Origin of the sequence: Aureimonas altamirensis, from assembly GCF_023702225.1 — a bacterium.
GTDB lineage: Bacteria > Pseudomonadota > Alphaproteobacteria > Rhizobiales > Rhizobiaceae > Aureimonas > Aureimonas altamirensis_B.
The window spans coordinates 105,114-125,439 of the sequence record NZ_JAMQCO010000005.1; the positions used below are offsets into that span (position 1 = coordinate 105,114).

General features: G+C 66.1%; 24 protein-coding genes and 1 pseudogene. 11 read left to right on the plus strand and 14 right to left on the minus strand.

Annotated features, from left to right (window positions below; all coding sequences use genetic code 11):
* Positions 1 to 82: 82 nt before the first annotated feature.
* Positions 83 to 1,105, plus strand: a complete 1,023-nt coding sequence (locus tag NDN16_RS09980) for an adenosine kinase (protein WP_251113479.1) — start codon at positions 83 to 85, stop codon at positions 1,103 to 1,105.
* Here the strand turns inward: NDN16_RS09980 and NDN16_RS09985 are convergent.
* Positions 1,084 to 1,983 (minus strand): annotated as a pseudogene (locus NDN16_RS09985) (YifB family Mg chelatase-like AAA ATPase); the annotation flags it as partial. The gene NDN16_RS09980 and the pseudogene NDN16_RS09985 sit on opposite strands and share 22 nt — an antisense overlap.
* Before the next feature lie 43 nt (positions 1,984 to 2,026).
* On the opposite strand from NDN16_RS09985, the gene NDN16_RS09990 reads away from it, so the two are divergent.
* Entirely contained in the window at positions 2,027 to 3,574 is a 1,548-nt protein-coding gene (locus NDN16_RS09990) for a recombinase family protein (protein ID WP_251113480.1), read from the plus strand.
* A 12-nt stretch (positions 3,575 to 3,586) separates the two neighbouring features.
* On the opposite strand, the gene NDN16_RS09995 is transcribed toward NDN16_RS09990, so the two are convergent.
* The 4 genes from NDN16_RS09995 to NDN16_RS10010 all read right to left on the minus strand — a co-directional run bounded on the left by NDN16_RS09995 (position 3,587) and on the right by NDN16_RS10010 (position 6,538).
* Positions 3,587 to 4,900 carry an arsenic transporter gene (locus NDN16_RS09995; protein WP_251113481.1) on the minus strand — a complete coding sequence of 438 codons (1,314 nt, stop codon included), beginning with the start codon at positions 4,898 to 4,900 and terminating at the stop codon, positions 3,587 to 3,589.
* A gap of 24 nt (positions 4,901 to 4,924) precedes the next feature.
* Positions 4,925 to 5,650: an arsenical resistance protein ArsH gene (gene arsH, locus NDN16_RS10000; protein ID WP_285292583.1), complete on the minus strand. Its 726-nt coding sequence runs from the start codon at positions 5,648 to 5,650 to the stop codon at positions 4,925 to 4,927.
* 130 nt (positions 5,651 to 5,780) lie between these two features.
* On the minus strand, positions 5,781 to 6,194 hold the full coding sequence (gene arsC, locus NDN16_RS10005) for an arsenate reductase (glutaredoxin) (protein ID WP_251113482.1): 414 nt from the start codon (positions 6,192 to 6,194) through the stop codon (positions 5,781 to 5,783).
* The gene (locus NDN16_RS10010) at positions 6,191 to 6,538 is read right to left on the minus strand and encodes an ArsR/SmtB family transcription factor (protein ID WP_251113483.1); all 348 of its coding nucleotides are present in this window, start codon (positions 6,536 to 6,538) and stop codon (positions 6,191 to 6,193) included. The genes arsC and NDN16_RS10010 overlap by 4 nt, the downstream gene beginning before the upstream one ends.
* Positions 6,539 to 6,814: 276 nt before the next feature.
* Between NDN16_RS10010 and NDN16_RS10015 the strand changes: the two genes are divergently transcribed.
* Positions 6,815 to 7,441, plus strand: coding sequence for a hypothetical protein (locus NDN16_RS10015; RefSeq protein ID WP_251113484.1), 627 nt, complete (start codon positions 6,815 to 6,817; stop codon positions 7,439 to 7,441).
* A 95-nt stretch (positions 7,442 to 7,536) separates the two neighbouring features.
* Positions 7,537 to 8,391, plus strand: a complete 855-nt coding sequence (locus NDN16_RS10020) for a ParB/RepB/Spo0J family partition protein (RefSeq protein ID WP_251113485.1) — start codon at positions 7,537 to 7,539, stop codon at positions 8,389 to 8,391.
* Between the two features lies 1 nt (position 8,392).
* Here NDN16_RS10020 and NDN16_RS10025 read toward each other — a convergent pair whose 3' ends face one another.
* A complete protein-coding gene (locus tag NDN16_RS10025) occupies positions 8,393 to 9,133 on the minus strand; it encodes a magnesium chelatase domain-containing protein (RefSeq protein WP_251113486.1) in 741 nt (246 codons plus the stop codon).
* A 250-nt stretch (positions 9,134 to 9,383) separates the two neighbouring features.
* Between NDN16_RS10025 and NDN16_RS10030 the strand changes: the two genes are divergently transcribed.
* Positions 9,384 to 9,878, plus strand: coding sequence for a hypothetical protein (locus NDN16_RS10030; RefSeq protein WP_251113487.1), 495 nt, complete (start codon positions 9,384 to 9,386; stop codon positions 9,876 to 9,878).
* On the plus strand, positions 9,875 to 10,090 hold the full coding sequence (locus NDN16_RS10035; RefSeq protein WP_251113488.1) for a hypothetical protein: 216 nt from the start codon (positions 9,875 to 9,877) through the stop codon (positions 10,088 to 10,090). The genes NDN16_RS10030 and NDN16_RS10035 overlap by 4 nt, the downstream gene beginning before the upstream one ends.
* A gap of 7 nt (positions 10,091 to 10,097) precedes the next feature.
* Here NDN16_RS10035 and NDN16_RS10040 read toward each other — a convergent pair whose 3' ends face one another.
* From NDN16_RS10040 to rph, 8 genes are read right to left on the minus strand one after another with little or no spacing between them, the layout of a single operon-like run.
* The gene (locus tag NDN16_RS10040) at positions 10,098 to 10,616 is read right to left on the minus strand and encodes a LysR substrate-binding domain-containing protein (protein ID WP_353050214.1); all 519 of its coding nucleotides are present in this window, start codon (positions 10,614 to 10,616) and stop codon (positions 10,098 to 10,100) included.
* A complete protein-coding gene (locus NDN16_RS10045; RefSeq protein ID WP_251113490.1) occupies positions 10,617 to 11,120 on the minus strand; it encodes a LysR family transcriptional regulator in 504 nt (167 codons plus the stop codon). It abuts the gene before it with no gap.
* Positions 11,121 to 11,147: 27 nt separating this feature from the next.
* Positions 11,148 to 12,086 carry a glutathione synthase gene (gene gshB / locus NDN16_RS10050; RefSeq protein ID WP_251113491.1) on the minus strand — a complete coding sequence of 313 codons (939 nt, stop codon included), beginning with the start codon at positions 12,084 to 12,086 and terminating at the stop codon, positions 11,148 to 11,150.
* A 59-nt stretch (positions 12,087 to 12,145) separates the two neighbouring features.
* A complete protein-coding gene (locus NDN16_RS10055; protein ID WP_251113492.1) occupies positions 12,146 to 12,523 on the minus strand; it encodes a YraN family protein in 378 nt (125 codons plus the stop codon).
* Complete coding sequence (rsmI, locus tag NDN16_RS10060; RefSeq protein WP_251113493.1) at positions 12,520 to 13,434, minus strand: 16S rRNA (cytidine(1402)-2'-O)-methyltransferase; 915 nt, start codon at positions 13,432 to 13,434, stop codon at positions 12,520 to 12,522. The genes NDN16_RS10055 and rsmI overlap by 4 nt, the downstream gene beginning before the upstream one ends.
* Positions 13,431 to 14,627: a radical SAM family heme chaperone HemW gene (hemW, locus tag NDN16_RS10065; RefSeq protein WP_251113494.1), complete on the minus strand. Its 1,197-nt coding sequence runs from the start codon at positions 14,625 to 14,627 to the stop codon at positions 13,431 to 13,433. The genes rsmI and hemW overlap by 4 nt, the downstream gene beginning before the upstream one ends.
* Positions 14,624 to 15,271: an RdgB/HAM1 family non-canonical purine NTP pyrophosphatase gene (gene rdgB, locus NDN16_RS10070; protein WP_251113495.1), complete on the minus strand. Its 648-nt coding sequence runs from the start codon at positions 15,269 to 15,271 to the stop codon at positions 14,624 to 14,626. The genes hemW and rdgB overlap by 4 nt, the downstream gene beginning before the upstream one ends.
* Before the next feature lie 9 nt (positions 15,272 to 15,280).
* Positions 15,281 to 16,000, minus strand: a complete 720-nt coding sequence (gene rph, locus NDN16_RS10075) for a ribonuclease PH (RefSeq protein ID WP_251113496.1) — start codon at positions 15,998 to 16,000, stop codon at positions 15,281 to 15,283.
* Positions 16,001 to 16,110: 110 nt separating this feature from the next.
* On the opposite strand from rph, the gene hrcA reads away from it, so the two are divergent.
* The 5 genes from hrcA to NDN16_RS10100 all read left to right on the plus strand — a co-directional run bounded on the left by hrcA (position 16,111) and on the right by NDN16_RS10100 (position 20,298).
* A complete protein-coding gene (hrcA, locus tag NDN16_RS10080) occupies positions 16,111 to 17,220 on the plus strand; it encodes a heat-inducible transcriptional repressor HrcA (protein ID WP_251113497.1) in 1,110 nt (369 codons plus the stop codon).
* Positions 17,221 to 17,310: 90 nt separating this feature from the next.
* Positions 17,311 to 17,961 carry a nucleotide exchange factor GrpE gene (grpE, locus tag NDN16_RS10085; RefSeq protein ID WP_251113498.1) on the plus strand — a complete coding sequence of 217 codons (651 nt, stop codon included), beginning with the start codon at positions 17,311 to 17,313 and terminating at the stop codon, positions 17,959 to 17,961.
* Between the two features lie 70 nt (positions 17,962 to 18,031).
* Complete coding sequence (locus NDN16_RS10090) at positions 18,032 to 18,814, plus strand: 3-hydroxybutyrate dehydrogenase (protein ID WP_251113499.1); 783 nt, start codon at positions 18,032 to 18,034, stop codon at positions 18,812 to 18,814.
* 43 nt (positions 18,815 to 18,857) lie between these two features.
* On the plus strand, positions 18,858 to 18,989 hold the full coding sequence (locus NDN16_RS10095) for a DUF3096 domain-containing protein (protein WP_192388414.1): 132 nt from the start codon (positions 18,858 to 18,860) through the stop codon (positions 18,987 to 18,989).
* Between the two features lie 16 nt (positions 18,990 to 19,005).
* Positions 19,006 to 20,298 (plus strand): NAD(P)/FAD-dependent oxidoreductase, encoded by a 1,293-nt coding sequence (locus NDN16_RS10100; RefSeq protein WP_251113500.1) that lies wholly within the window; start codon positions 19,006 to 19,008, stop codon positions 20,296 to 20,298.
* Positions 20,299 to 20,326 lie beyond the last annotated feature (28 nt).

Here is a 20,326-nt window from a genome sequence, read left to right on the forward strand (position 1 = left end):
TAGGGCGCTGTAGTGGTTTCCCTCGCCAAATGTCTCCGGAAGCGTTATCCAACGCCTGTCTCCCATCCTGACGAGAGCCTTCATGCAGGAATACGATCTTCTGACCATCGGAAATGCCATCGTCGATGTCCTTACGCGGACCGACGACGCCGCGCTCGAGGCGCTCGGCGTGGAAAAGGGTGCCATGACGCTGGTAGACGAGGCGCGGGCGATCGAACTTTACGGCGGCATGGGACCGGCCATCGAGATGTCCGGCGGCAGTGCCGGCAATACGCTGGCCGGCTTCGTGTCGCTGGGCGGTCGCGGCGCCTATTTCGGCAAGGTCGCCGCCGATACGCTCGGCGAGATCTTCACCCATGACATCCGTGCCGCCGGCGCCCATTACGAATCTGTGCCGCTGCATGGCGGACCCTCCACGGCACGCTGCATGATCTTCGTGACGCCCGATGGCGAGCGCTCGATGTCCACCTATCTTGGCGCCTGTGTCGAGTTCGGACCGGAGGATGTCGACGAGGCTGTCGTCGCGGCCGCGAAGGTCTGCTACTTCGAAGGATATCTCTGGGATCCGCCGCGCGCCAAGGACGGCATCCTAAAAGCCGCCGCCGCGGCGCACGCTGCTGGGCGCGACGTCTCCATGACGCTGTCCGATTCCTTCTGCGTGCACCGGCACCGGGAAGAGTTTCTCCAACTGATGCGTTCCGGCACGGTCGACATCGTCTTCGCCAACGAGGAGGAGGCGCTGGCCCTGTACGAGACGCGAGACCTGCAGGCCGCCCTCGATGCCATCGGGCGCGACACGCGCAAGCTCGCCGTCGTGACGCGCAGCGAAAAGGGCTGCGTCGTCGTGGAAGGGGGCGCGCAGGCGGCCTATCCCGCACTGCGCGTCGACGACGTCGCCGATACGACGGGGGCCGGCGACCTGTTCGCTTCCGGGTTCCTGCGCGGCTACACCGCCGGCCTTGACCATGGCTCCAGCGCCGCGCTCGGCGCCGCTGCCGCGGGCCATATCATCCGGCAGATGGGTCCACGGCCGCAGCTGCGGCTGGCCGACCAGCCGGAATTCGCGGCGCTTCTTGCCGAGGCTCACCCGACCGTGGTGGCCTGAGGTCCGACGCGATAGGCGAGAGCTTCGGCCAGATGCCGACGCTCGACTGCTTCCACCGCGTCGAGGTCGGCCATGGTGCGCGCAACCTTGAGGACGCGATGGTAGGCCCGGGCCGAAAGCCGCAGGCGGTCGGCTGCCGCCCCCATCATCGCACACCCATCCGCGTCGAGCGCGGCCGCAGCCTCGATTTCGGCGGCCGAGCAGCGGGCATTGACGTGCCCATCGGCCAGGCCCATCGCGGCATAGCGCCGATGTTGCAGGCGACGCGCGGCCGCGACCCGCTGCGCAACGTCGGCTGACGCCTCCGAGGGCCTTTGCACCATCAGGTCGGCGACCGTCACGGCGGGCACGGACATGCGCAGGTCTATCCGGTCCATGAACGGCCCGGAAACGCGCGCCTGATAGTCGCTCTGGCAACGCGGCCCCCGCGCACAGACATGGCCGGGTTCGCCCGCCATGCCGCACCGGCACGGGTTCATCGCGGCGACGAGCTGGAAACGCGCCGGATAGGTGACGCGGTGGTTGACCCGAGCGACGACGGCTTCACCGCTTTCGATCGGCTGGCGCAGCGAATCCAGCACGGCAGGCGTAAATTCGGGCAGCTCGTCGAGAAACAGGACGCCCTGGTGCGCCATGGAGACCTCGCCGGGCCGCGCTTTCGGGCCGCCACCGATCATCGCCGCCATGGAGGCCGAGTGGTGCGGGGCGCGAAACGGCCGGCTCGCGGACAGGCGTCCTTCGGCCAGCTCTCCCGCGATGGACGCGATCATCGACACTTCCAGCAACTCGCGGGGCGACAATGGCGGCAGGATGGATGGCAGGCGCTGGGCAAGCATCGACTTTCCGGAGCCGGGCGGACCGCAGAACAGCATGTTGTATACGGTGGACCCACGAGCTATCTCGGGGACCGGAGAGCATCTGATGACCACAGCGTATTCCTACCTTCGTTTTTCGACGCCCGAGCAGGCCAAAGGCGACAGCACCCGCAGGCAAATCGAACTTGCCGAGCGGTACGCTGCCGAACACGGCCTTACCCTCGACACCAACCTTCGCATGACCGACGAAGGTGTCAGCGCCTTCCGGGCCAAGAACGTGCGAGCTGGCGCTCTGGGACGCTTCCTGCGAGCCATCGATGATGGGATGGTCGAGCCGGGCTCCTTCCTGCTGGTCGAGAACCTTGACCGCGTCAGCCGTGCCAGCCCGTGGGACGCGATGCCCATTTTCCAACAGATCATTAACGCTGGCATCACCATCGTCACGTTGCAGGATGGACGCGCTTGGAGCGAGGCGGAGTTGAGGGAGAACCCCTTCCGCATCTTCGAAAGCCTGATGGTCATGATCAGGGCGAACCAAGAGAGCGAGACGAAGTCGCGGCGTCTTAAGGCGGTCTGGGAGGCCAAGCGGCGAACGGCGGGTTCCGTCGCCCTAACTTCCCGCGCCCCGGCTTGGCTGCGGCTAGACCGTGACGTGTCTGCCTTCGTGGTCGATGAGGAGAAGGCGTCTGTCGTCATTCGCATCTACGAGCTGACGGAGGCCGGTTGGGGGCAGAACCGCATCACCGAGTTGCTGAACACCGAAGGCGTTCCCTGCTTTGGAGGCGCGAAGCACTGGCACCGCTCCTACGTGGTGAAGCTTTTGGAGAACCCAGCGGTCATCGGGACACTGGTCCCCCACGAGGTCTTCTACGAGGACGGCGTGCGGCGCCGGAAGCCCTTGGAGCCGGTCGCCGGCTACTATCCCCCCATCGTGCCGGAGGAGCTGTTCCAGCGCATCAAAGCCCAAAGGATGGGCAAGCGTGCGCCCGTGGTTCGGAAGGGGGTGGTGGCGAACTTCTTCGGCGGGTTGGCACGGTGTCCGGTGTGCGATGCCAGCATGACAAGGGTTTCGAAGGGCTCCACGAGCAAGGGCGGCAAGCCTTATCTCGTCTGCCGCGCCGCGAAGGCGGGTGCCGGTTGTCGGTACCGGGCGACGAAGCTGCCCCAGGTCGAAGAGGCGTTGTTCCAAAATGCCGGGTGGTTGATTGCGACCGCACCGAGCGGCGACGACACCTTGGACGACCAGCTTGCCCAGATCGAGGCCGGAATGTCGGCGCTGTCGGAGCAGATCATAACGCTTGTCGGTGAACTTGCGACAAGACCCTCGGCTGCCGTTCGAACCTTTCTGGTCGAGCAAGAGGCCGCCCTGGAAGCCCTCCGCGAGGAAGAGCGCAAGCTTTTGGAATTGCACGACGCAACCAGCGGCCCATTCCTCCAGCGCCGTCAGAGCGATCTACTGGACGCCCTTGAAGCGACACCGGCCGACCCTGTCCTGGTCAACGCGCTGATGCGTCAGGTCTTCTCGAAGGTCGTCGTGGACTACCGGACGGGTCAGCTCGTCTTCGAGTGGCGCCAGGGCGGAACCACGAGCGTCACCTTCGGCTGGCCGGAGGAGGTCTTCGAAGAGGCCACGGAAGAGGCGCTGGCGAGCTGATGAGCTGAGGGTTCACCGAACGCCCGACACGAACGGGAGCCACGCCCAGAGGGCCAGGAGCGTCGCCAGAAGCACGGGCGGCGTCAGGACGATGCCAACCCGGACGTACTGCCCCCAGGTGATGCGCTGCCCCTTGCCGGCGAGGACGTGAAGCCAGAGCAGCGTTGCCAGCGAGCCGATGGGCGTGAGCTTCGGGCCGAGGTCGTTCCCCACGACGTTGGCGAACACCATCAGCTCCTTCGTCAACGCCGGGATGTCAGCGCGGTCGATGGCCAGGGCCCCGACGAGCGTGGCCGGCATGTTGTTCATGACGGAGGCCAGGGCTGCCACGACGAAGCCTGTCCCAATCGTGGCAACCAGCGTCCCGCGTTCCGCCAGCCAGTGGAGGACGCCGGCCGAGATGTCCGTGAGGCCCGCGTTCCCGAGGCCGTAGACGACGAGATACATTCCGATGGAGAAGAGGACGATCTGCCAAGGCGCATCCCGCATCACCTTCGATAGAGGAATGATCGCGCCCCGTCCCCCCGTCGTCCAGCGTCCTGCCACGACAAGAAGGGCTACGGCGGCAGCTCCGGTCACCAGCGCAATGGGCACCCCAAGCGGCCCTGTGACGAAGTAGGCGACCAGCAGGAGGCCGAGGAGCGGGAAGGCAGCCCGGAACACCGCAGGGTCCTTCACCGCGCTCTGCGGGGCCTCCAAGTCCTCCACTCGGTACTCGACCTCAAGGTCCCGCCGGAAGTGCAGCCACAGGACCAGAAGCGTAGTCGCGATGGACACGAGGTCCACCGGCACCATGACGGCGGCGTAGTGCCCGAACGAGATGCCGAAGAAGTTCGCGGTCACGATGTTCACGAGGTTCGACACTACGAGCGGCAGGCTGGCCGTGTCCGCGATGAAGCCGCAGGCGACCGTGAAGGCGAGCGAAGCGGTTGTGGGAAAGCGGAGGCGCAGGAGGATGGACAGGACGATGGGCGTCAGGAGCAGCGCGGCTCCATCGTTCGCGAACAGGGCGGCGATGACGGCCCCCAGAAGGACCACGAGGGGGAACAGCCGGCGTCCACTTCCCCTGCCCCAGCGGGCCACGTGGAGCGCAGCCCACGAGAAGAAGCCGGCCTCGTCAAGAATGAGCGAGATGACGATGAGGGCGACGAAGGTGAAGGTCGCATCCCAGACGATGTGCCAGACCGTCCCGACATCGGCCCATGCAACGACCCCCGTGGCGAGCGCGAGAGCCGCCCCCATCAGCGCGGACCAGCCAATGCCGAGGCCACGAGGCTGCCAGATGACGAGGACGAGCGTGGCGAGGAAAATCGCGAAGGCGAGCATGGAGATGTCCGGGGGCAGGAAGGGTCAGATGGACCGCTGGTTGACGCGCTTGGAGAGTTCTTCTGCGGTCTCGACACGCTCCGAGTAGCGGTCGGTCAGGTAGGCAGAGCGTCCACGAACGAGGAAGGTGAACTTGGCCAGCTCTTCGCAGACATCGACCACGCGACCGTAGAGGGCCGAGGGCTTCATCCGGCCGGCCTCATCGAACTCAAGGAACGCCTTGGGCACGGAGGACTGGTTCGGAATGGTCACCATCCGCATCCACCGCCCAAGGACACGCATTTGGTTCACGGCGTTGAAAGACTGCGAGCCGCCTGACACTTCCATCACCGCCAGCGTCTTGCCCTGCGTGGGCCTCGTGGCACCGAGGGCGAGAGGCATCCAGTCGATCTGCGCCTTCATGATGCCGGTCATGGCCCCGTGACGCTCCGGGCTGACCCACACCATCCCCTCGGACCAGTCCGCAAGGTCCCGCAGCTCCTTGACCTTCGGATGGTCGGGCTCGGCTCCGTCCGGCAGCGGCAGGCCACGTGGATCGAAGGTCTTCACCTCGCAGCCGAACCAACGGAGCAGCCGGCCGGCCTCCTCGGACAGGAGCCGGGAGAACGACCGTTCGCGGATGGAGCCGTAGAGAATGAGGATGCGGGGCGGATGCGTCTGGTCGCCGGGGCGCGTCAGCATCTCGACGTCAATCGGCTGGAGGTGCGCGAGGTCAACGCTCGGCAGATCGGCGGCCACGGGGTCGGTCATGAAAGGCGCTCCGGGGGCCGTAGAAAGGAGCTGTCACAGCCCTCGGGGACTGCTGCAGTCGCCTCAACGATCGAACCTGCGGGCGATGCTGGGACCACACGGGGCCATCTCCGGACGATCGGAGACCGCCTCATGCTGCGCCTGCCGAAGTCGAGATTACCTCACCGTCTTCCTTGGTGAAGGAGCGGACCGGACGGTCCAGAAGGGAAAGGACTTCCTCGGACGGACGGCACAGCTTCACGCCCTTCGGGGTGACGACGACGGGGCGATTGATGAGAATGGGATGCGCCATCATCGCGTCGATCAGGGCATCGTCGGACAGGCTCTCGTCACCGAGCCCGAGGTCGGCGTAGGGCGTGCCCTTCTGGCGTAGGAGGTCGCGCGGCCGGCCGCCCATGGCGTTAATGAGGCCGACCAACGTCTCGCGCGAGGGCGGCTCCTTCAGGTACTCGATGACCTGCGGGTCCTCACCGGACTGGCGCATCATCTCCAGCGTGTTGCGGGACGTGCCGCAGGCGGGGTTGTGGTAGATCGTGGAGGTCATCGGCAGGTCTCCGGGGGGCAGACGGTCGAGAGGCGCACGAGGTCACCGCAAATCTCCGGGTTGCCGGAGCAGCAGTCCTCGGTGAGGAAGGCGAGGAGCTGGCGCATGTCGTCGTAGCTCGCCGCGTAGAGGATGCGCCGCCCGTCTCGCCACGAGCGCAGGAGCTTGGCCCGCTCAAGGGTCGCAAGGTGGAAGCTCATCCGGGTCGGGGGGATGGTCAGGGTCTCGGCAATTTCCCCCGAGGCCATCCCGTTGGGTCCAGCGCGGACGAGCATCCGAAAGGCCCGCAGGCGGTCTGCATGGGCCAGGGCAGCGAGTGCAGCGACAGCTTCATCATCAATCATGGGCTGACTATCCAAACATCCTTGTAGGATGCAAGGGTTTTGTGATGGTTGGGCCAACACCCGCTTGTTTCTGGGACAAATTTCTTCGAGCCCATCTCATAGGAGCGGAAGAGCGTCCTTCCCCCCATGGGGCGGGGTCGGTGCCGCAAGGCCGGCCGACCAGACACGCTAATGTTGCCTTGCTTTTCTTCTTCCGTTCCTGTCTGCCAGGGGACGGTCGCAAATTAGGAGCATCCAGAACGCATGAGGAAGTGCCAAGTACCGGGCTGCGGGGAGATGACCACGCGCTTCGGTCGCTACTGCACCAGCCACAAGGCTCGGGCTCGACGCCATGGTGATGTCTACCAACGCGGGGTCACCGCCACGGAGCTGAAGCCCTTCGTGATGAAGGTCCGGGCGAGGATGGCGAAGAACGCCGACAACCCGCTGTGGGACCAATGCGATGCCCGCTGGAGGGCCATCGTGGACCATGCGGTCGGCATCGGCCGGACCTTCCAGTCGGGCCAGCCGGGGAACCGCTACGAGCATCAGGCGGCCAAGATGATCATGAACATTGGCTCGCAGGTCGAGCCTCGGGCGGCCGTTGAGACGGCCTTGGCGATGTACCTGATGCGGGAGGCGGACCCGTACCGCTTCACCTCGGACGGTGCCTTCTCGGTCCAGCTCGCGAGACGGCTTCGGGGCTTGGGTGAGGTCAACGCTACGACGACCGTAGATCGGTCAGGACGGCAGCGGCGGGTCTACCGGGAGCTATCCCCGAAGGTCACCATCGTCATCGCCCAGTGGGCCGCACAGGCGCTGGGAGCGGCCGGCATCATCATCGCGAGGTTGGAGATGAAGGAGGTGGAGGCCGCCAGAGCCGAGCGGGATGCCTTCAGCGAAGCCTTGAGCCGCCTCACCTGACACCATCCAAGAACCATGCGCCGGCCGCACCACGGGGCACCATAGGTGCAGTGACTGCACTTGTGCCGGCCGATGCCGAGACGAGAGGAAACCCCATGATCGGAGCCACCACCTCCGCCGACATCCCATTCACCGACGACGAAGGCGAGGACGTCGAGCTGGAGCTGGCCTACGAGCCTTCCGAGACGTTGGAAGAGCTTCGGAAGATGGCGAAGAAGGCGACGGTCACCGAGCGCCCACCTCGGCTGGACCTTCAGGACATCCACGAGTACCCCGAGGTGTTCCAGCCGCGCCCTCTCAACGTCCAGCACATCGATGAGCTGAAGCGAGCGATCAAATCCCGAGGTGATGTCGAACCCATCACCGTCATGCAGATCGGCTTGAAGGCCGTCGTGATCGACGGGCACCACCGCAGGACCGCCTACGGGGACGCAGGGAAGCGTGAGGGCATCCCCGTGAAATACTTCGAGGGGTCGCTGGAGGAGGCCGTCTTGGAGGCAGGGAAGGCGAACTCCAAGGCCAAGCTCCAGATGGACAACCGCACCCGCCAAAACTACGCATGGCGGCTGGTGATGATGGACTTCTCGAAGAGGCAGATCGTGGAGGCGGCCAGCGTCTCGGACGGTCAGATCGGCATCATGCGCCGTGTCCGCAAAGAGCTTGGTCCCCTTGCCTTCGACCAGAAGCACTGGTGGCAGGCCCACAACGCCTGGAAGGGGCTGGAGAACCACACCGAGAGCGATGAGGAGCTGGAGGAGCGTCTGGAGGCGCAGGCGGCGAACTATGCCGACCGTCTCAAGAAGGAGTTTGGGTCCAAGCTCAACCGAAACACGGACCTCGCTGCGAGAGCGTTGGCTCGCCATTTCGGTCGCAGCCTCGGGCAGCTCATCGCGGACCTTCAGGGCCATTGGGATGGTCCGATGGAAGCCGGTGAGGATGACGACTTCTGACCTACCTCATGCAATCCCTACGTGGTGCAAATTGCATAGGGTGAAGTTCCGACGCAGCCAATTGGTGCCATCCGAACATAGGGTCCATTGTCAACAACGGGAGCAGGTTGTGCCCGCCGGCTGCCGCAACCTCGAGGGCGCGCCGGGCTTCCTCCTGGCCCCGGATATCCGCCATGTCCGGCAGCGATGCCGAAGCGGCGCGGCTGACCGGCGTAGGGCGCTCCAGGATCTGCGTGCCCCGGAAATGGTTGGCGATCTGGATGATGTTGCGGGCGGCGACGATGCGCATGTCGGCTCCGGCCCAGGCTGCCTCCGATCCGCAGGAATGGGGGCAGATGAGGCCGAGGCCACTTGCATTGGCCGCCATCGCGGCCGGCAGAACGCCATTGACGGCAACGATGCTGCCGTCCAGCGACAGCTCTCCCAGTACTGCATAGTCCGACAACCCTGCCGGCGGAATCGCGCCGAGCGCGGCCATCAGGCCAAGCGCGATCGGCAGGTCGTAGTGGCTGCCTTCCTTCGGCAGGTTGGCCGGCGCCAGATTGATGGTGATCCGTTTGGGCGGCATCGCCAGTCCCGATGCATGAAGTGCGGACTGGACCCGCTCGCGGCTTTCGGCAACAGCCTTGTCCGCCAGGCCGACGATCTGCATGCCGACCTTGCCGGGCGCCACCATCACCTCGACATCGACGGGGATGGCTTCCACGCCCTGAAAGGCCACCGTGCGAACCCTGGCGATCATCGTGCAACCATATCCCGAACCAAAACATCCGGAGGACTATAGGATATCGTGTTGTCGTCAAGCGTGTCGTGCCACGGGGCGAAACAGCCGACCAGAATTGAATGGCGGTCTAAAGTTTTCGTCATTCGCAGCTTCGTCGATTGGGCTGCAATTGCGGCACACACAATTTTCGGACACGGGATGCATGACCTCATCGAAGCGCAGCGCTGCCGATACCATCAGATGCGAGCTGGCCGTGTCGGAATGGCATATGCGCGACGTGACGATCGTCCGCGGCATCGCCTTCATCGGCGAGGGTGGCCACGACACGGACTTCATCTTCGACGCCAATGACCGCTGTGCGACCCACTTCGTCTTTTATGATCGTACGCAGCCCTTCGGCGCCCTTCGTATCCGGTTCTTTGCCGGCTTCGCGAAATACGAGCGTACCTGTTTCCGACCGAGCCATCGTAACCCGTTCGTCGTCAAGCACTGTGTGGAGATGACGTTCCCCCACGTTGCCCGCAAGGGCTACACCCGCGTCGTCACACAGTCCGACGCACGGCTGGCGCAGCTATGGACGCGCCTCTTCGGTTTCGAATGCGTAGACCGGCACCCGGTGTTAATTCAGGGGCATCCACCCTATGTCACGGTGGTCGGCACGATTGCTGCCGATCCGCATGCGGTCCGCTACGACGGCGAGGGCGAGGCGCTGCTTCAGGCGGAGGACGTGTGGTCAAGGAAGATGGCAGAGACTGCATCATGAGTCAGGGAAAGAAGCGATCCGGCGTCGATGACGCCGCACTTGCCAAGCTGGTGCGGATGGCGCAGGCGGAAGCTCTGAAGGCGGTCGAAGATGCCGCGAAATGGCAAGGCAGCCCCGCCGAGCTTGCCGGACTGTGCGAGGAGATCGCCAGCCGTTACCTGGATATCGCGGAAAAGGCGTCCGCGCTGGCGCTGCGTCGCATGCACCACTGATGCCGCATCAGGCATCGAGGTTGAAGAAGGATCGGAAATCGGTTTCGGCTTCGCTCGAACCGGGCTCCGTGGACAGGTCCGGACTGAAGAACGGGTTGCTCAGAAACTGCGTGCGGTACCAGTCGTAAACGGCGCGCACCGGGGGCGATTGAAGCCGCGCCGCCTCGGCCGTGATATAGATCGGCAAAGGGACGTGGACCTCGGAGCCGGCGCGCCGCAGGCGCGGTTCCAGCAGCGCATAGGTGCCGAGAAGGGCTATTCCGGCTGCTGCCTTGGCAAGGGCGTAATAGGCCAGCGAATTCTCGCAGTGGTGGGTGACGCGGCCCGCGGCCGCCAGTTCGTTCCAGCCGCGCCAGCGCCCGCTCGCATCCTCGTAGTATCCGCACTGAAGAAATGCGTGACCCGCCCCACCCTGGTCGAGGCGGCCGCGACGGGCAAGGTATGCCTCGGCCGCGATCGGAACCAGGTGCAGTGTCCCCACCTCTTCGCAGACGAAGTCCGTACGGCCGATGCGTGAAAGGCCGATCTAAATATCGGCAAGGTTCTTCTCGAAATTCACGAAGGACAACTGATCCTTGATATCGAGCTCGATATCCGGAAAATCCTGGTTGAGCCTGGCGACCGCCGGCGCGACGAAGGCGACGCCGATGCGGGATGGCGCGCTGACGGAGACCCGTCCCGCCAGTGCGCCCCGCTCCCGGCGCAGGCCGGAGGACAGGGTGGACAGCCGATAATCCAGGTCGGCCAGGTCGAGCGCCAGCGCGTGGCCCGTCGGCGTCAGCTTGATGCCCGAATAGCCGGAGACGACCAACTGGGCGCCGAGCTCGTCCTGCAGCCGCTTGACGTCGCGGCTGACCGTCGGGGCGCTGGTATTCAGCAACCGGGCCGCCTGGGCGAAGGACGTGCTTTTGGCGACGGCGAGGAACGTGCGGAGCTCGCGCCAGAAAGGGCGCGACAGGAGCCGAGCCACCTCGAGCGGCGAGCGGTCCAGATCGGCCCGGCCGGTTCCGAAAGGTTCGATGTTGCGCATCGATATCGAACGCGACGGCGTGGCGGACTAGACGCGATCCTCGATCTTGTCCCAGAAGAGAGCGGCGATATCGGCTCCACCGAAGCGGCGGACCTCTCTTATGCCGGTCGGCGAGGTCACGTTGATTTCGGTCAGATAGTCGCCGATCACGTCGATTCCCACGAAGAGCTGCCCGCGCTCGCGCAGGGCCGGACCGATTCGGGCACAGATCTCGCGGTCGCGATCCGTGATGTCCGCCGGTTCCGCACGGCCGCCGACATGCATGTTGGAACGCGCATCGGTCTCGGACGGCACCCGGTTGATCGCGCCCACCGGTTCGCCGTCGATGAGGATCACCCGCTTGTCGCCCTTGCGCACGTCCGGCAGGTATTTTTGCACGATGAATGGCTCGCGGAACAGAAGCGCGAACGTTTCCAGGAAGGACGACAGGTTCCGATCGTCCCGCGTCAGATGGAAGACGCCGGCGCCGCCATTGCCGTAAAGGGGCTTCATCACGATCTCGCCGAACTCGGCGCGGAAAGCGGCAACCTCTGCCGGGTCCTTGGTGATGAGCGTCTCCGGCATGAGGTCCGAGAACTCCGTCACGAAGATCTTCTCGGGCATGTTGCGTACCCAGGCGGGGTCGTTGGCGACGATCGTGCCCGGCTGCAGCCGCTCCAGGAGATGCGTCGACGTGATGTAGTTCATGTCGAAGGGGGGGTCCTGCCGCAACAGGACGACGTCCATCTCGGCGAGATCGGTTCGCACGGGTTCGCCCAGCGTGAAGTGGCGGCCCTGTTCCTCGGCGAGCTGCATCGCCTCGATCCGTGCGGTAACGACGCCGTCGCGCATCGAGAGGCGGTCCGGCGTATAGTGGAAGAGACGGTGTCCGCGCCGCTGCGCCTCCAGGCACAAGGCGAAAGTTGAATCACCCTTGATCGTGATGGACGACACATGGTCCATCTGCACTGCGACCTTCAAGCTCATGACACCTCGCGGGACTCGTCCTCAGGCGTGTCGTAGCCGCCAACGCCTGCGGAATGCAATCACTTGTATCGGACAGGCTGCCATGCACCGGCAAGGTGCCTGAGCCGGAACGCAGACGTCACCGCGACGATGTCGTAGCGCGTGGAAAGGGCGTCGAGCTGCGGATGGCGCCCGCGCCAGACATCCGCCGCGGCCTCGATGCGTCGCCACGCTGCGTTCTGCACGGCATCCACGGCGGCCGTCACCTCATTGCGCGCCTTGACTTCGACCACGGCGAGGACGGCGCCCCGCCGGGCGATGATATCGACCTCGCCCACGCGGCAGCGGAACCGGCGCGCCAGGATGCGATAGCCCTTGAACCTCAGCCAGAGGGCGGCGAAGCCTTCGGCGTGATGGCCCTTGCGAAAGGCCCGCCGGCGCCGGTTGCGGACGTTCAAGCCGTGCCGTCCTTGAGGGCCAGCGCACGCCGGTACAACTCCCGACGCGGTAGGCCCGTCAGCTTGACCGCTTCCTGAGCAGCATGGGCCGGCTTCATTTCCTGAAGCAGGCCGGACAGGATCGCATCGACATCGTCGCCGGAGGCGGCAGCCTCGGGAGCGGGCGGGCCGACGCAAACCACGATCTCGCCGCGCACGCGTTCCATCGCCTGGAATGTCCTCGCGAGGCCGGACAGCCCGTCGCGATAGATCGTCTCGTGAAGCTTCGTCAGTTCGCGGCACACGGCCGCCGGCCTGTCGCCCAGCATCGCGGCCATGTCCGCCAGACTGTCGGCGATACGATGGGGCGCTTCGAAGAACAGGAGCGTGCCCGGCACCCGTGCCAGTTCCTCGAAGCGGGCACGTCGCGCCACCTGCTTCTGCGGCGGAAAGCCGGCAAAGAAGAAGGCGTCGGTCGGCAGGCCGCTGGCCGCCAGCGCCGCCAGCGGCGCCGATGCGCCCGGAACCGGAATAACGGGAAAACCCGCGGCGATGGCCAGGCGAGCGGCCGGAAAACCGGGATCCGAGACGACGGGCGTTCCGGCGTCCGAAACCAGCGCGACGGACTTGCCGGCCGCCAGGGCCTCGAGGATGGCGGCCCCCGCGGCCTCCGAATTATGCTCGTGATAGGCCATGCTGGCGCGCCGGATGCCATAGCGTTGCAACAGCTTGGCGGTCACGCGCGTATCTTCGCACGCCAGCATGTCGGCCCCTGCCACGATCTGCAGCGCCCGCAGCCCCATGTCGCCCAGATTGCCGATGGGCGTGGCCACGAGGTAGAGCCCCGGCTCGGGCCTCGGCGCGTCGAAGACCTGCCCCAGAAAGGTAAAGCGCGAATCCGGACGTGCTTCCTCCACGGCGCTCTCCCTCATGCCAGTTCCGCCAGAACCCGGTCCAGCACCAGCATGCCGGCGGGTGTCGCCCGCAGGCGGTCGGTCGCCAGTCGCTCGACCATTCCATAGGACTTCAGTTCCGCCTCGCGCCCCGCATCGAGGTCGCGGCCAGACAGAAGACGCCAGCGCGCCAGGTCCACGCCCTCGCTCAGGCGCAGCCCCATCAGCAGCAGTTCCTCTGCCTGATCGTCATCGGCCAGCGGCTCGTCGATCTCCATGCCGTGTCCCTGCGCCTCGACCATTTCGAGCCAGCGCTCGGGCAGTTTCTCGTTGGCGGTAGCGTGCCGCATGGCGCTGCCGGGAATGCGTCCATGTGCACCGGGCCCGACGCCGGCATAGAGGCCGTAGCGCCAGTAGGTCAGGTTGTGACGTGATTCGGCGCCGGGTACGGCATGGTTGGAAATTTCATAGGCCGGCATGCCGCGCGCCGCGGTGACGGCCTGCGTCACCTCGTACAAATCCGCGGACAGTTCGCCGTCCGGCACCGGCAGCTTGCCGGCGCGGTGCAGCGCATGGAAGACGGTGCCTTCCTCTATGGTGAGCTGGTACAGCGACAGATGGTCGGCTGCGAGGTCGATGGCCCGCTCGAGTTCGCTGCGCCAAGCCTCTGCGGTCTGGCCGGGGCGCGCATAGATGAGATCGAAGGACAGGCGAGGAAAGGTTTCCCGCGCAAGCTCGATGGCGGCCAGCGCCTGGCGCACGTCATGCAGGCGCCCCAGGCGTCGCAGATCGGCGTCGTTCAACGCCTGGACACCCAGCGACACGCGGTTGACGCCGGCGGCGCGATAGCCCCGGAAGCGCTCCGCCTCGACGCTGCCCGGGTTTGCCTCCATCGTGATCTCGGCGCCGTCCGCGACGGGCCAGAAACGGGCGATGGCGGAAAGGATGCGCTCGACGGTCGCCGGTTCCATCAGGGACGGCGTGCCGCCGCCGAGAAAGACGGAGGTTACCGTCCGGCCCGGCGTGCGCGCCGCCATCGTGGCCAGTTCACGCTCGAAGGCGCGCGCGAAACGCGGCTGGTCCACCGGTTTGTGGCGCACGTGGCTGTTGAAGTCGCAATAGGGGCATTTGGCCGCGCAGAAGGGCCAGTGGACATAGACGCCGAAACCGGGCTCGGCCGGAGTCGGCGTGAAGATGCGCCCCCCGGCCGGAGGTTTGGGGCCTTCAGTCACGCAACGCCCAGCATGTCGCGGGCGAAGGACTGGAATGCCCGCGCGCGATGCGACAGCGCGGTCGCCTGTCCGGGCTTCCAACCGTGCTTTTCTTCCGACGACATCTCGCCGAAGGTCCGTGAATGGCCTTCGGGCAGGAAGAACGGATCGTAGCCGAAGCCGAGCGCGCCGCGCGGCGGCCATACGACGACGCCCTCGACCTCGCCGCGAAACTCGCGCGTCGTGCCGTCCGGCAAGGCCAGGCAGAGAACCGCCACGAAGCGCGCCCGCCGCTGCGCCGGCTCCAGCGCGCCGGCCGCCTGCAACTTCTCTTCCACCTGACGCATCGCCATGGCGAAATCCTTGTCCGGCCCGCCCCAGCGGGCCGAATAGATGCCGGGCGCGCCATCGAGCGCATCGACCACGATGCCGCTGTCGTCCGACAAGGCGACGAGGCCGGTGGCGGTTGCCGCGGCCAGCGCCTTGATCCGGGCGTTCTCCTCGAAGGTCGCGCCGGTCTCGTCCGGCTCCGGCAGATCGCGCTGCGAAGCGGAAACCACCGAGAAGCCGAGCGGGCCGAGAAGCTCCTCGATCTCGGCGATCTTTCCCGTGTTGTGACTGGCCACCAGCAGCGGGCCGGCCTTGGGATCGAGCGTATGGGCCATGGGTCTCCTTCAGCCGGCAAGGACCGCCTTCTGCTTCTCGACGAGTTCGGCGATGCCGGCCTTGGCAAGGTCCATGAGCGCCTTCAACTCGTCTTCGCTGAACGGCTCGCCTTCGGCCGTACCCTGGATCTCCACGATGCCGCCACGCCCCGTCATGACGAAATTGGCGTCCGTTCCGGCGGACGAATCCTCCAGGTAGTCGAGGTCGATCACCGGCTGGCCGTTGTGGATGCCGCACGAGATGGCCGCGACATGATCCTTCAGGACGGCGGCGCGCTTGACCATGCCGCGCTGCTCCATCCAGGACAGGCAGTCGGACAGCGCCACGAAGGCACCCGTGATGGCGGCGGTGCGGGTGCCGCCATCGGCCTGGATGACGTCGCAGTCCACGGTGATCTGGCGCTCGCCCAGCGCCTGGAGATCGACGATGGCGCGCAGCGAGCGGCCGATCAGGCGCTGGATTTCCTGCGTGCGACCGGATTGCTTGCCCGATGCGGCCTCGCGGCGCATCCTGTCTCCGGTCGCGCGCGGCAGCATGCCGTACTCTGCCGTCACCCAACCCTTGCCGGTGTTCTTCAGCCAGCCGGGCACGCGCTCTTCGAGACTGGCCGTGCACAGGACGTGCGTATCGCCGAAGCGCACCAGGCACGAGCCTTCGGCATGGCGGGAGACGCCGCGTTCGAGTGTGACGTTGCGCAGTTCGTGCGCCGCGCGCTTGGATGGCCGCATGAGGCTTGTGTCCCGTATCGTCTTGGGGTGGTCCGCTTGTTCTCGCGTGATGTAGAATCTTTCGACGCTGGACGGAAGCGCCGGCAGGCGCTTATGTTGATGGTAGAGCCATGAAGTACAGGACCACCCCCACCAACGATCCATTCGGAACGGGCGTCGGCGCGACGCTCGACGAGCGGTCCCGCGACATCTTCCGGCTGATCGTCGATTCCTATCTCGACAATGGCGAGCCGGTGGGCTCGCGCAATATCTCGCGCCTCCTGACGCAGAGCCTGTCGCCGGCCTCGGTCCGCAACGTCATGAGCGACCTGGAGGCGCTCGGACTGATCTACGCGCCGCATGTCAGCGCCGGCCGCGTGCCGACCGAGCTTGGCCTGCGCTTCTTCGTCGACGCCTTCCTGGAGGTCGGAGACATGCCGGATGCCGAGCGCGGCCGGATCGAGGAGCATGTGCGCTCGCTGGGAGACACGCGCTCCGTCGATACGCTGCTGACGGAAGCGAGCCAGCTTCTGTCCGGCCTGTCGCGCGGGGCCGGCCTGGTGATGGCAGGCAAGAACGACCTGCGGCTCAAGCATGTGGATTTCATCCGGCTCGACCCTAAGCGGGCGCTGGCCGTCCTGGTCGGCGAGAATGGCGATGTCGAGAACCGCGTCGTGGACCTGCCACCCGGCGTGACGTCCTCGCAGTTGGTCGAGGCCGCCAATTTCCTCAATGCCAACGTGGTCGGACGAACGCTCAGCGAGGCGCATGAGCGGTTGGGCGACCTCAGGCGTCAGACGGCCAGCGAACTGGACAAGCTCTCCCAGGAAATGGTGGATGCGGGCATCGCCGTATGGTCGGGCGCGAGCGCCGACCAGCCGAGCCGCCTGATCGTGCGCGGGCGCGCCAACCTGATCGAGAACGTATCGGCCGCCGCCGACCTGGAGCGCCTGCGCCATCTGTTCAACGATCTCGAAACCAAGAGCTCCATCATGGAACTGGTCGACCTGGCCGAATCCGGCGATGGGGTGCGCATCTTCATCGGGTCGGAGAACAAGCTTTTCTCAATGTCGGGGTCATCGCTGGTCATCGCGCCGTATCGCGACGGCGCGGAGCGCGTCATCGGCGCTGTCGGCGTCATCGGGCCGACGCGCCTCAACTACCGGCGCATCGTGCCCATGGTCGATTACACGGCGCGGCTGGTTTCGCGGCTTCTGGGCGGCGGCGCCGGCCGCCCGTGACCTTGATTTTGAGGCGGCCGCATTCGATATGCGGCGGGATCGATCTGTTCCGCCGCACGGGCGGCGGCACGCAAAGGAGAGCCTGACACGATGACGAACAGCGAAAACGGTACGCGCCACGACGAAGGCGTGGAACAGAAGACCGAGACCGCTGGCGCTGCCGACGACGCCGCGACGCCCGGCTGGGGCGAGGGCGCGGCGGCCGCCGACGCCGAAAGGCTGGCCACGCTGGAGGCCGAGAACGCCGAACTGAAGGACCGGATGCTGCGCGTTGCGGCCGACATGGAGAACCTGCGCCGCCGTACCGAACGCGAGATCCGCGATGCGCGCCAGTTCGCCGTCGCCGGCTTCGCCCGGGACATGCTGGGCGTTTCCGACAATCTCTCCCGCGCCCTCCAGGCCATTCCGGCCGAGGCGCGCGACGGGGCGGACAGCGGCTTCAAGTCGCTGGTCGAGGGCGTCGACATGACGGCCCGCTCGATGCTGTCTGCGCTGGAAAGCCATGGAGTGCGCAAGCTGGAGCCGAAGGGCCAGAGGTTCGATCCGAACTTCCATCAGGCCATGTTCGAGGTGCCCAACGCCGAGATACCCGCCAACACGGTGGTCGAGGTGGTGCAGGACGGCTACGCCATAGGCGAGCGCGTCCTGCGGCCGGCCCTGGTGGGCGTATCGAAGGGCGGCCCGAAGGCGCCGGTCGAGCCGCCGGCCGCCGGGGCGGACGAAGCGACCCGCGACGCCTGATTTTTCTGCTTTCCGGTCCGCTTCCGGCTCGGCTATCCTCGTGCCGGGCCGGAAGGGGAGAAACGGACACATGCCGCAGCTTGAGGGGAATGTCGCGATCGTCACGGGGGCCGGCTCCGGCATCGGCCGCCAGATCGCCATGGCCTACGCGCGCGAAGGCGCGCGCGTCGCCGTCAGCGACATCGATGCCGGTGCTGCGGCCCGCACCGTGGAGGCGGTCGCCGCCGCCGGAGGCGAGGCCCTCGCCGTGACCATGGACGTGACCGACGAGCGGGCCGTGGAGGAGGGCGTCGCCCAGACCATCGAGCGGTTCGGGCGGATCGACACGATGGTCGCCAATGCCGGCATCCAGATCGTCCACCCGGTCGAGGATTTCCCCTACGAGGAATTCCGCAAGGTCGTGGACATCCATCTCGGTGGCAGCTTCCTTCTGACGAAGGCCTGCATACGTCACATGTACCCGCAGAAATCGGGCTCGCTCATCTATATGGGTTCGGTGCACAGCCACGAACCATCGCCGCTCAAGAGCGCCTATGTCGCCGCCAAGCATGCCATCCTCGGCCTGGCGCGCGTGATGGCGCGGGAGGGCGGCCCCCACGGGGTACGCTCCAACATCATCTGCCCCGGCTTCGTCCGCACGCCGCTGGTGGAGAGGCAGATTCCCGAACAGGCGCGCGATCTCGGCATCTCCGAACAGGAGGTCGTCGAGCGCGTCATGCTGGGGCGCACGGTGGACAAGGAGTTCACCACGCTGGATGACGTCGCGGACGTCGCCGTGTTTCTTGCGGCATTCCGCTCCAACGCGCTGACCGGCCAGTCGATCGTGCCCAGCCATGGGTGGTACATGGCCTGAACGCGCCTATTTCCTCTCACGGACACACCCGGAGAGGATTCCCATGGACGTTATCGTCATCCAGCCTGTCGTCGCCCTGATTGCCGGCGTTCTCATTCTCATCATGCCGCGACTGCTGAACTACATCGTGGCATTCTATCTCATCATCGTGGGGCTGACGGGCCTGTTCGGCTGACAGGGAGGCAAGGGAGTTGGCAAGGCAGACGCGCATCCTGATCCTCGGCGGCGGGGCAGGCGGGCTGGAACTGGCGGTGCAGTTGGCGGGCGGCCGGGATATCGACGTGACCCTGATCGACAGGGTGACGTCGCATCTGTGGAAGCCGCGCCTGCACGAATTCGCGGCCGGTACGGTATCCTCCTCCCTGGCGGAAATTTCCTTCTACGTCCTCGGCCAGTTGCGCGGCTTCCATTTCGAGCAGGGCAGCGTCATCGGCATCGAGCACGCCATGAAGGCCGTGCGCCTTGCCGCCATCCATGACGATGCCGGCGAGGTCGTGGTGCCGGAACGTCTCCTGACCTATGATTACTGCGTGGTCGCGCTGGGCGGGGTCACGCCCGATTTCAACACGACCGGCGTTGCCGAGAACGCGATTCGGCTGGATGCGGCAAACGATGCGGATGCGTTCCGCAAGCGCTTCATCAACGAAATGATCCGTGCCCGCGCCACGGGTGTTCCCGCCGATGTCGTGATCGTCGGCTCCGGCGCCACGGGAACGGAACTCGCCGCGCATCTGCGCGCCTCGGAGCGCGCCTTCTTCGACTGGAGCAGCAAGGGGCCGGTGCCCCGCGGCCGCAAACTGCTCGACATCACCATCCTGGAGGCCGCGCCCGAGCTGATGCCGGGCGCCGAGACCGCCCTGCGCGAGAAGCTTGTCGAGCGGCTTCGCGGGCTCGACATCAAGACCGTGACCGACGCACGCATCACCGTGGTGGACAAGGACGAGATCCGCACCGCCAAGGGCGAGGCCTGGCCGGTGGACATCTCGGTATGGGCCGCCGGCCTCGTCGGAAACCCGGTACTGCGCAACCTCGGCCGGTTCGATTACGACGACAAGGGGCGAATCGAGGTGGACAGCCATCTGCGATCCACCACCGACGATTGCATCTACGTCCTCGGCGACGCCGCGGCCTGCATTCCTGCAGGAGCGGAAAAGCCATTGCCGCCCACCGCGCAGGCCGCCAGCCAGCAGGCCGCCTACCTTGCCGCGGCGCTGCCGCGCGTGATGCGAAACGAGCCGGTCAGGCCGTTCCGCTTCCAGAACAAGGGGCGGCTCGTATCGCTTGCCGGGGCTGGAGCGATCGGCATCATAGGACGCCGCAAGCAGGACATACTGATCCACGGCCAGTTCGCCATCGCAGCCTATGACGCGTTGCAGCGTCAGCATCAGTGGCGCGTCCTCGGCCCGGTGCGCGGCTCGGTCGCCATCCTCGCCGACCTGTTGTCGCCGACGCGCGGGCCGCCGCTCAAGCTGCATGGCGGTTGACCCGCGATCTGGCTGTTGCAACGCCGAC

Coding starts and splice junctions, on each gene's coding strand:
- hrcA (WP_251113497.1), top strand. CDS start 16,111: ATGAAGTACAGGACCACCCCCACCAACGATCCATTCGGAACGGGCGTC.
- NDN16_RS10090 (WP_251113499.1), top strand. CDS start 18,032: ATGCCGCAGCTTGAGGGGAATGTCGCGATCGTCACGGGGGCCGGCTCC.
- NDN16_RS09980 (WP_251113479.1), top strand. CDS start 83: ATGCAGGAATACGATCTTCTGACCATCGGAAATGCCATCGTCGATGTC.
- NDN16_RS10030 (WP_251113487.1), top strand. CDS start 9,384: ATGCGCGACGTGACGATCGTCCGCGGCATCGCCTTCATCGGCGAGGGT.
- rdgB (WP_251113495.1), bottom strand. CDS start 15,271: ATGGCCCATACGCTCGATCCCAAGGCCGGCCCGCTGCTGGTGGCCAGT.
- NDN16_RS09990 (WP_251113480.1), top strand. CDS start 2,027: ATGACCACAGCGTATTCCTACCTTCGTTTTTCGACGCCCGAGCAGGCC.
- NDN16_RS10010 (WP_251113483.1), bottom strand. CDS start 6,538: ATGATTGATGATGAAGCTGTCGCTGCACTCGCTGCCCTGGCCCATGCA.
- NDN16_RS10095 (WP_192388414.1), top strand. CDS start 18,858: ATGGACGTTATCGTCATCCAGCCTGTCGTCGCCCTGATTGCCGGCGTT.
- rph (WP_251113496.1), bottom strand. CDS start 16,000: ATGCGGCCATCCAAGCGCGCGGCGCACGAACTGCGCAACGTCACACTC.
- NDN16_RS10035 (WP_251113488.1), top strand. CDS start 9,875: ATGAGTCAGGGAAAGAAGCGATCCGGCGTCGATGACGCCGCACTTGCC.
- NDN16_RS09995 (WP_251113481.1), bottom strand. CDS start 4,900: ATGCTCGCCTTCGCGATTTTCCTCGCCACGCTCGTCCTCGTCATCTGG.
- NDN16_RS10020 (WP_251113485.1), top strand. CDS start 7,537: ATGATCGGAGCCACCACCTCCGCCGACATCCCATTCACCGACGACGAA.
- gshB (WP_251113491.1), bottom strand. CDS start 12,086: ATGAGCTTGAAGGTCGCAGTGCAGATGGACCATGTGTCGTCCATCACG.
- arsH (WP_285292583.1), bottom strand. CDS start 5,650: ATGACCGACCCCGTGGCCGCCGATCTGCCGAGCGTTGACCTCGCGCAC.
- NDN16_RS10015 (WP_251113484.1), top strand. CDS start 6,815: ATGACCACGCGCTTCGGTCGCTACTGCACCAGCCACAAGGCTCGGGCT.
- arsC (WP_251113482.1), bottom strand. CDS start 6,194: ATGACCTCCACGATCTACCACAACCCCGCCTGCGGCACGTCCCGCAAC.
- NDN16_RS10025 (WP_251113486.1), bottom strand. CDS start 9,133: ATGATCGCCAGGGTTCGCACGGTGGCCTTTCAGGGCGTGGAAGCCATC.
- grpE (WP_251113498.1), top strand. CDS start 17,311: ATGACGAACAGCGAAAACGGTACGCGCCACGACGAAGGCGTGGAACAG.
- rsmI (WP_251113493.1), bottom strand. CDS start 13,434: ATGAGGGAGAGCGCCGTGGAGGAAGCACGTCCGGATTCGCGCTTTACC.
- NDN16_RS10045 (WP_251113490.1), bottom strand. CDS start 11,120: ATGCGCAACATCGAACCTTTCGGAACCGGCCGGGCCGATCTGGACCGC.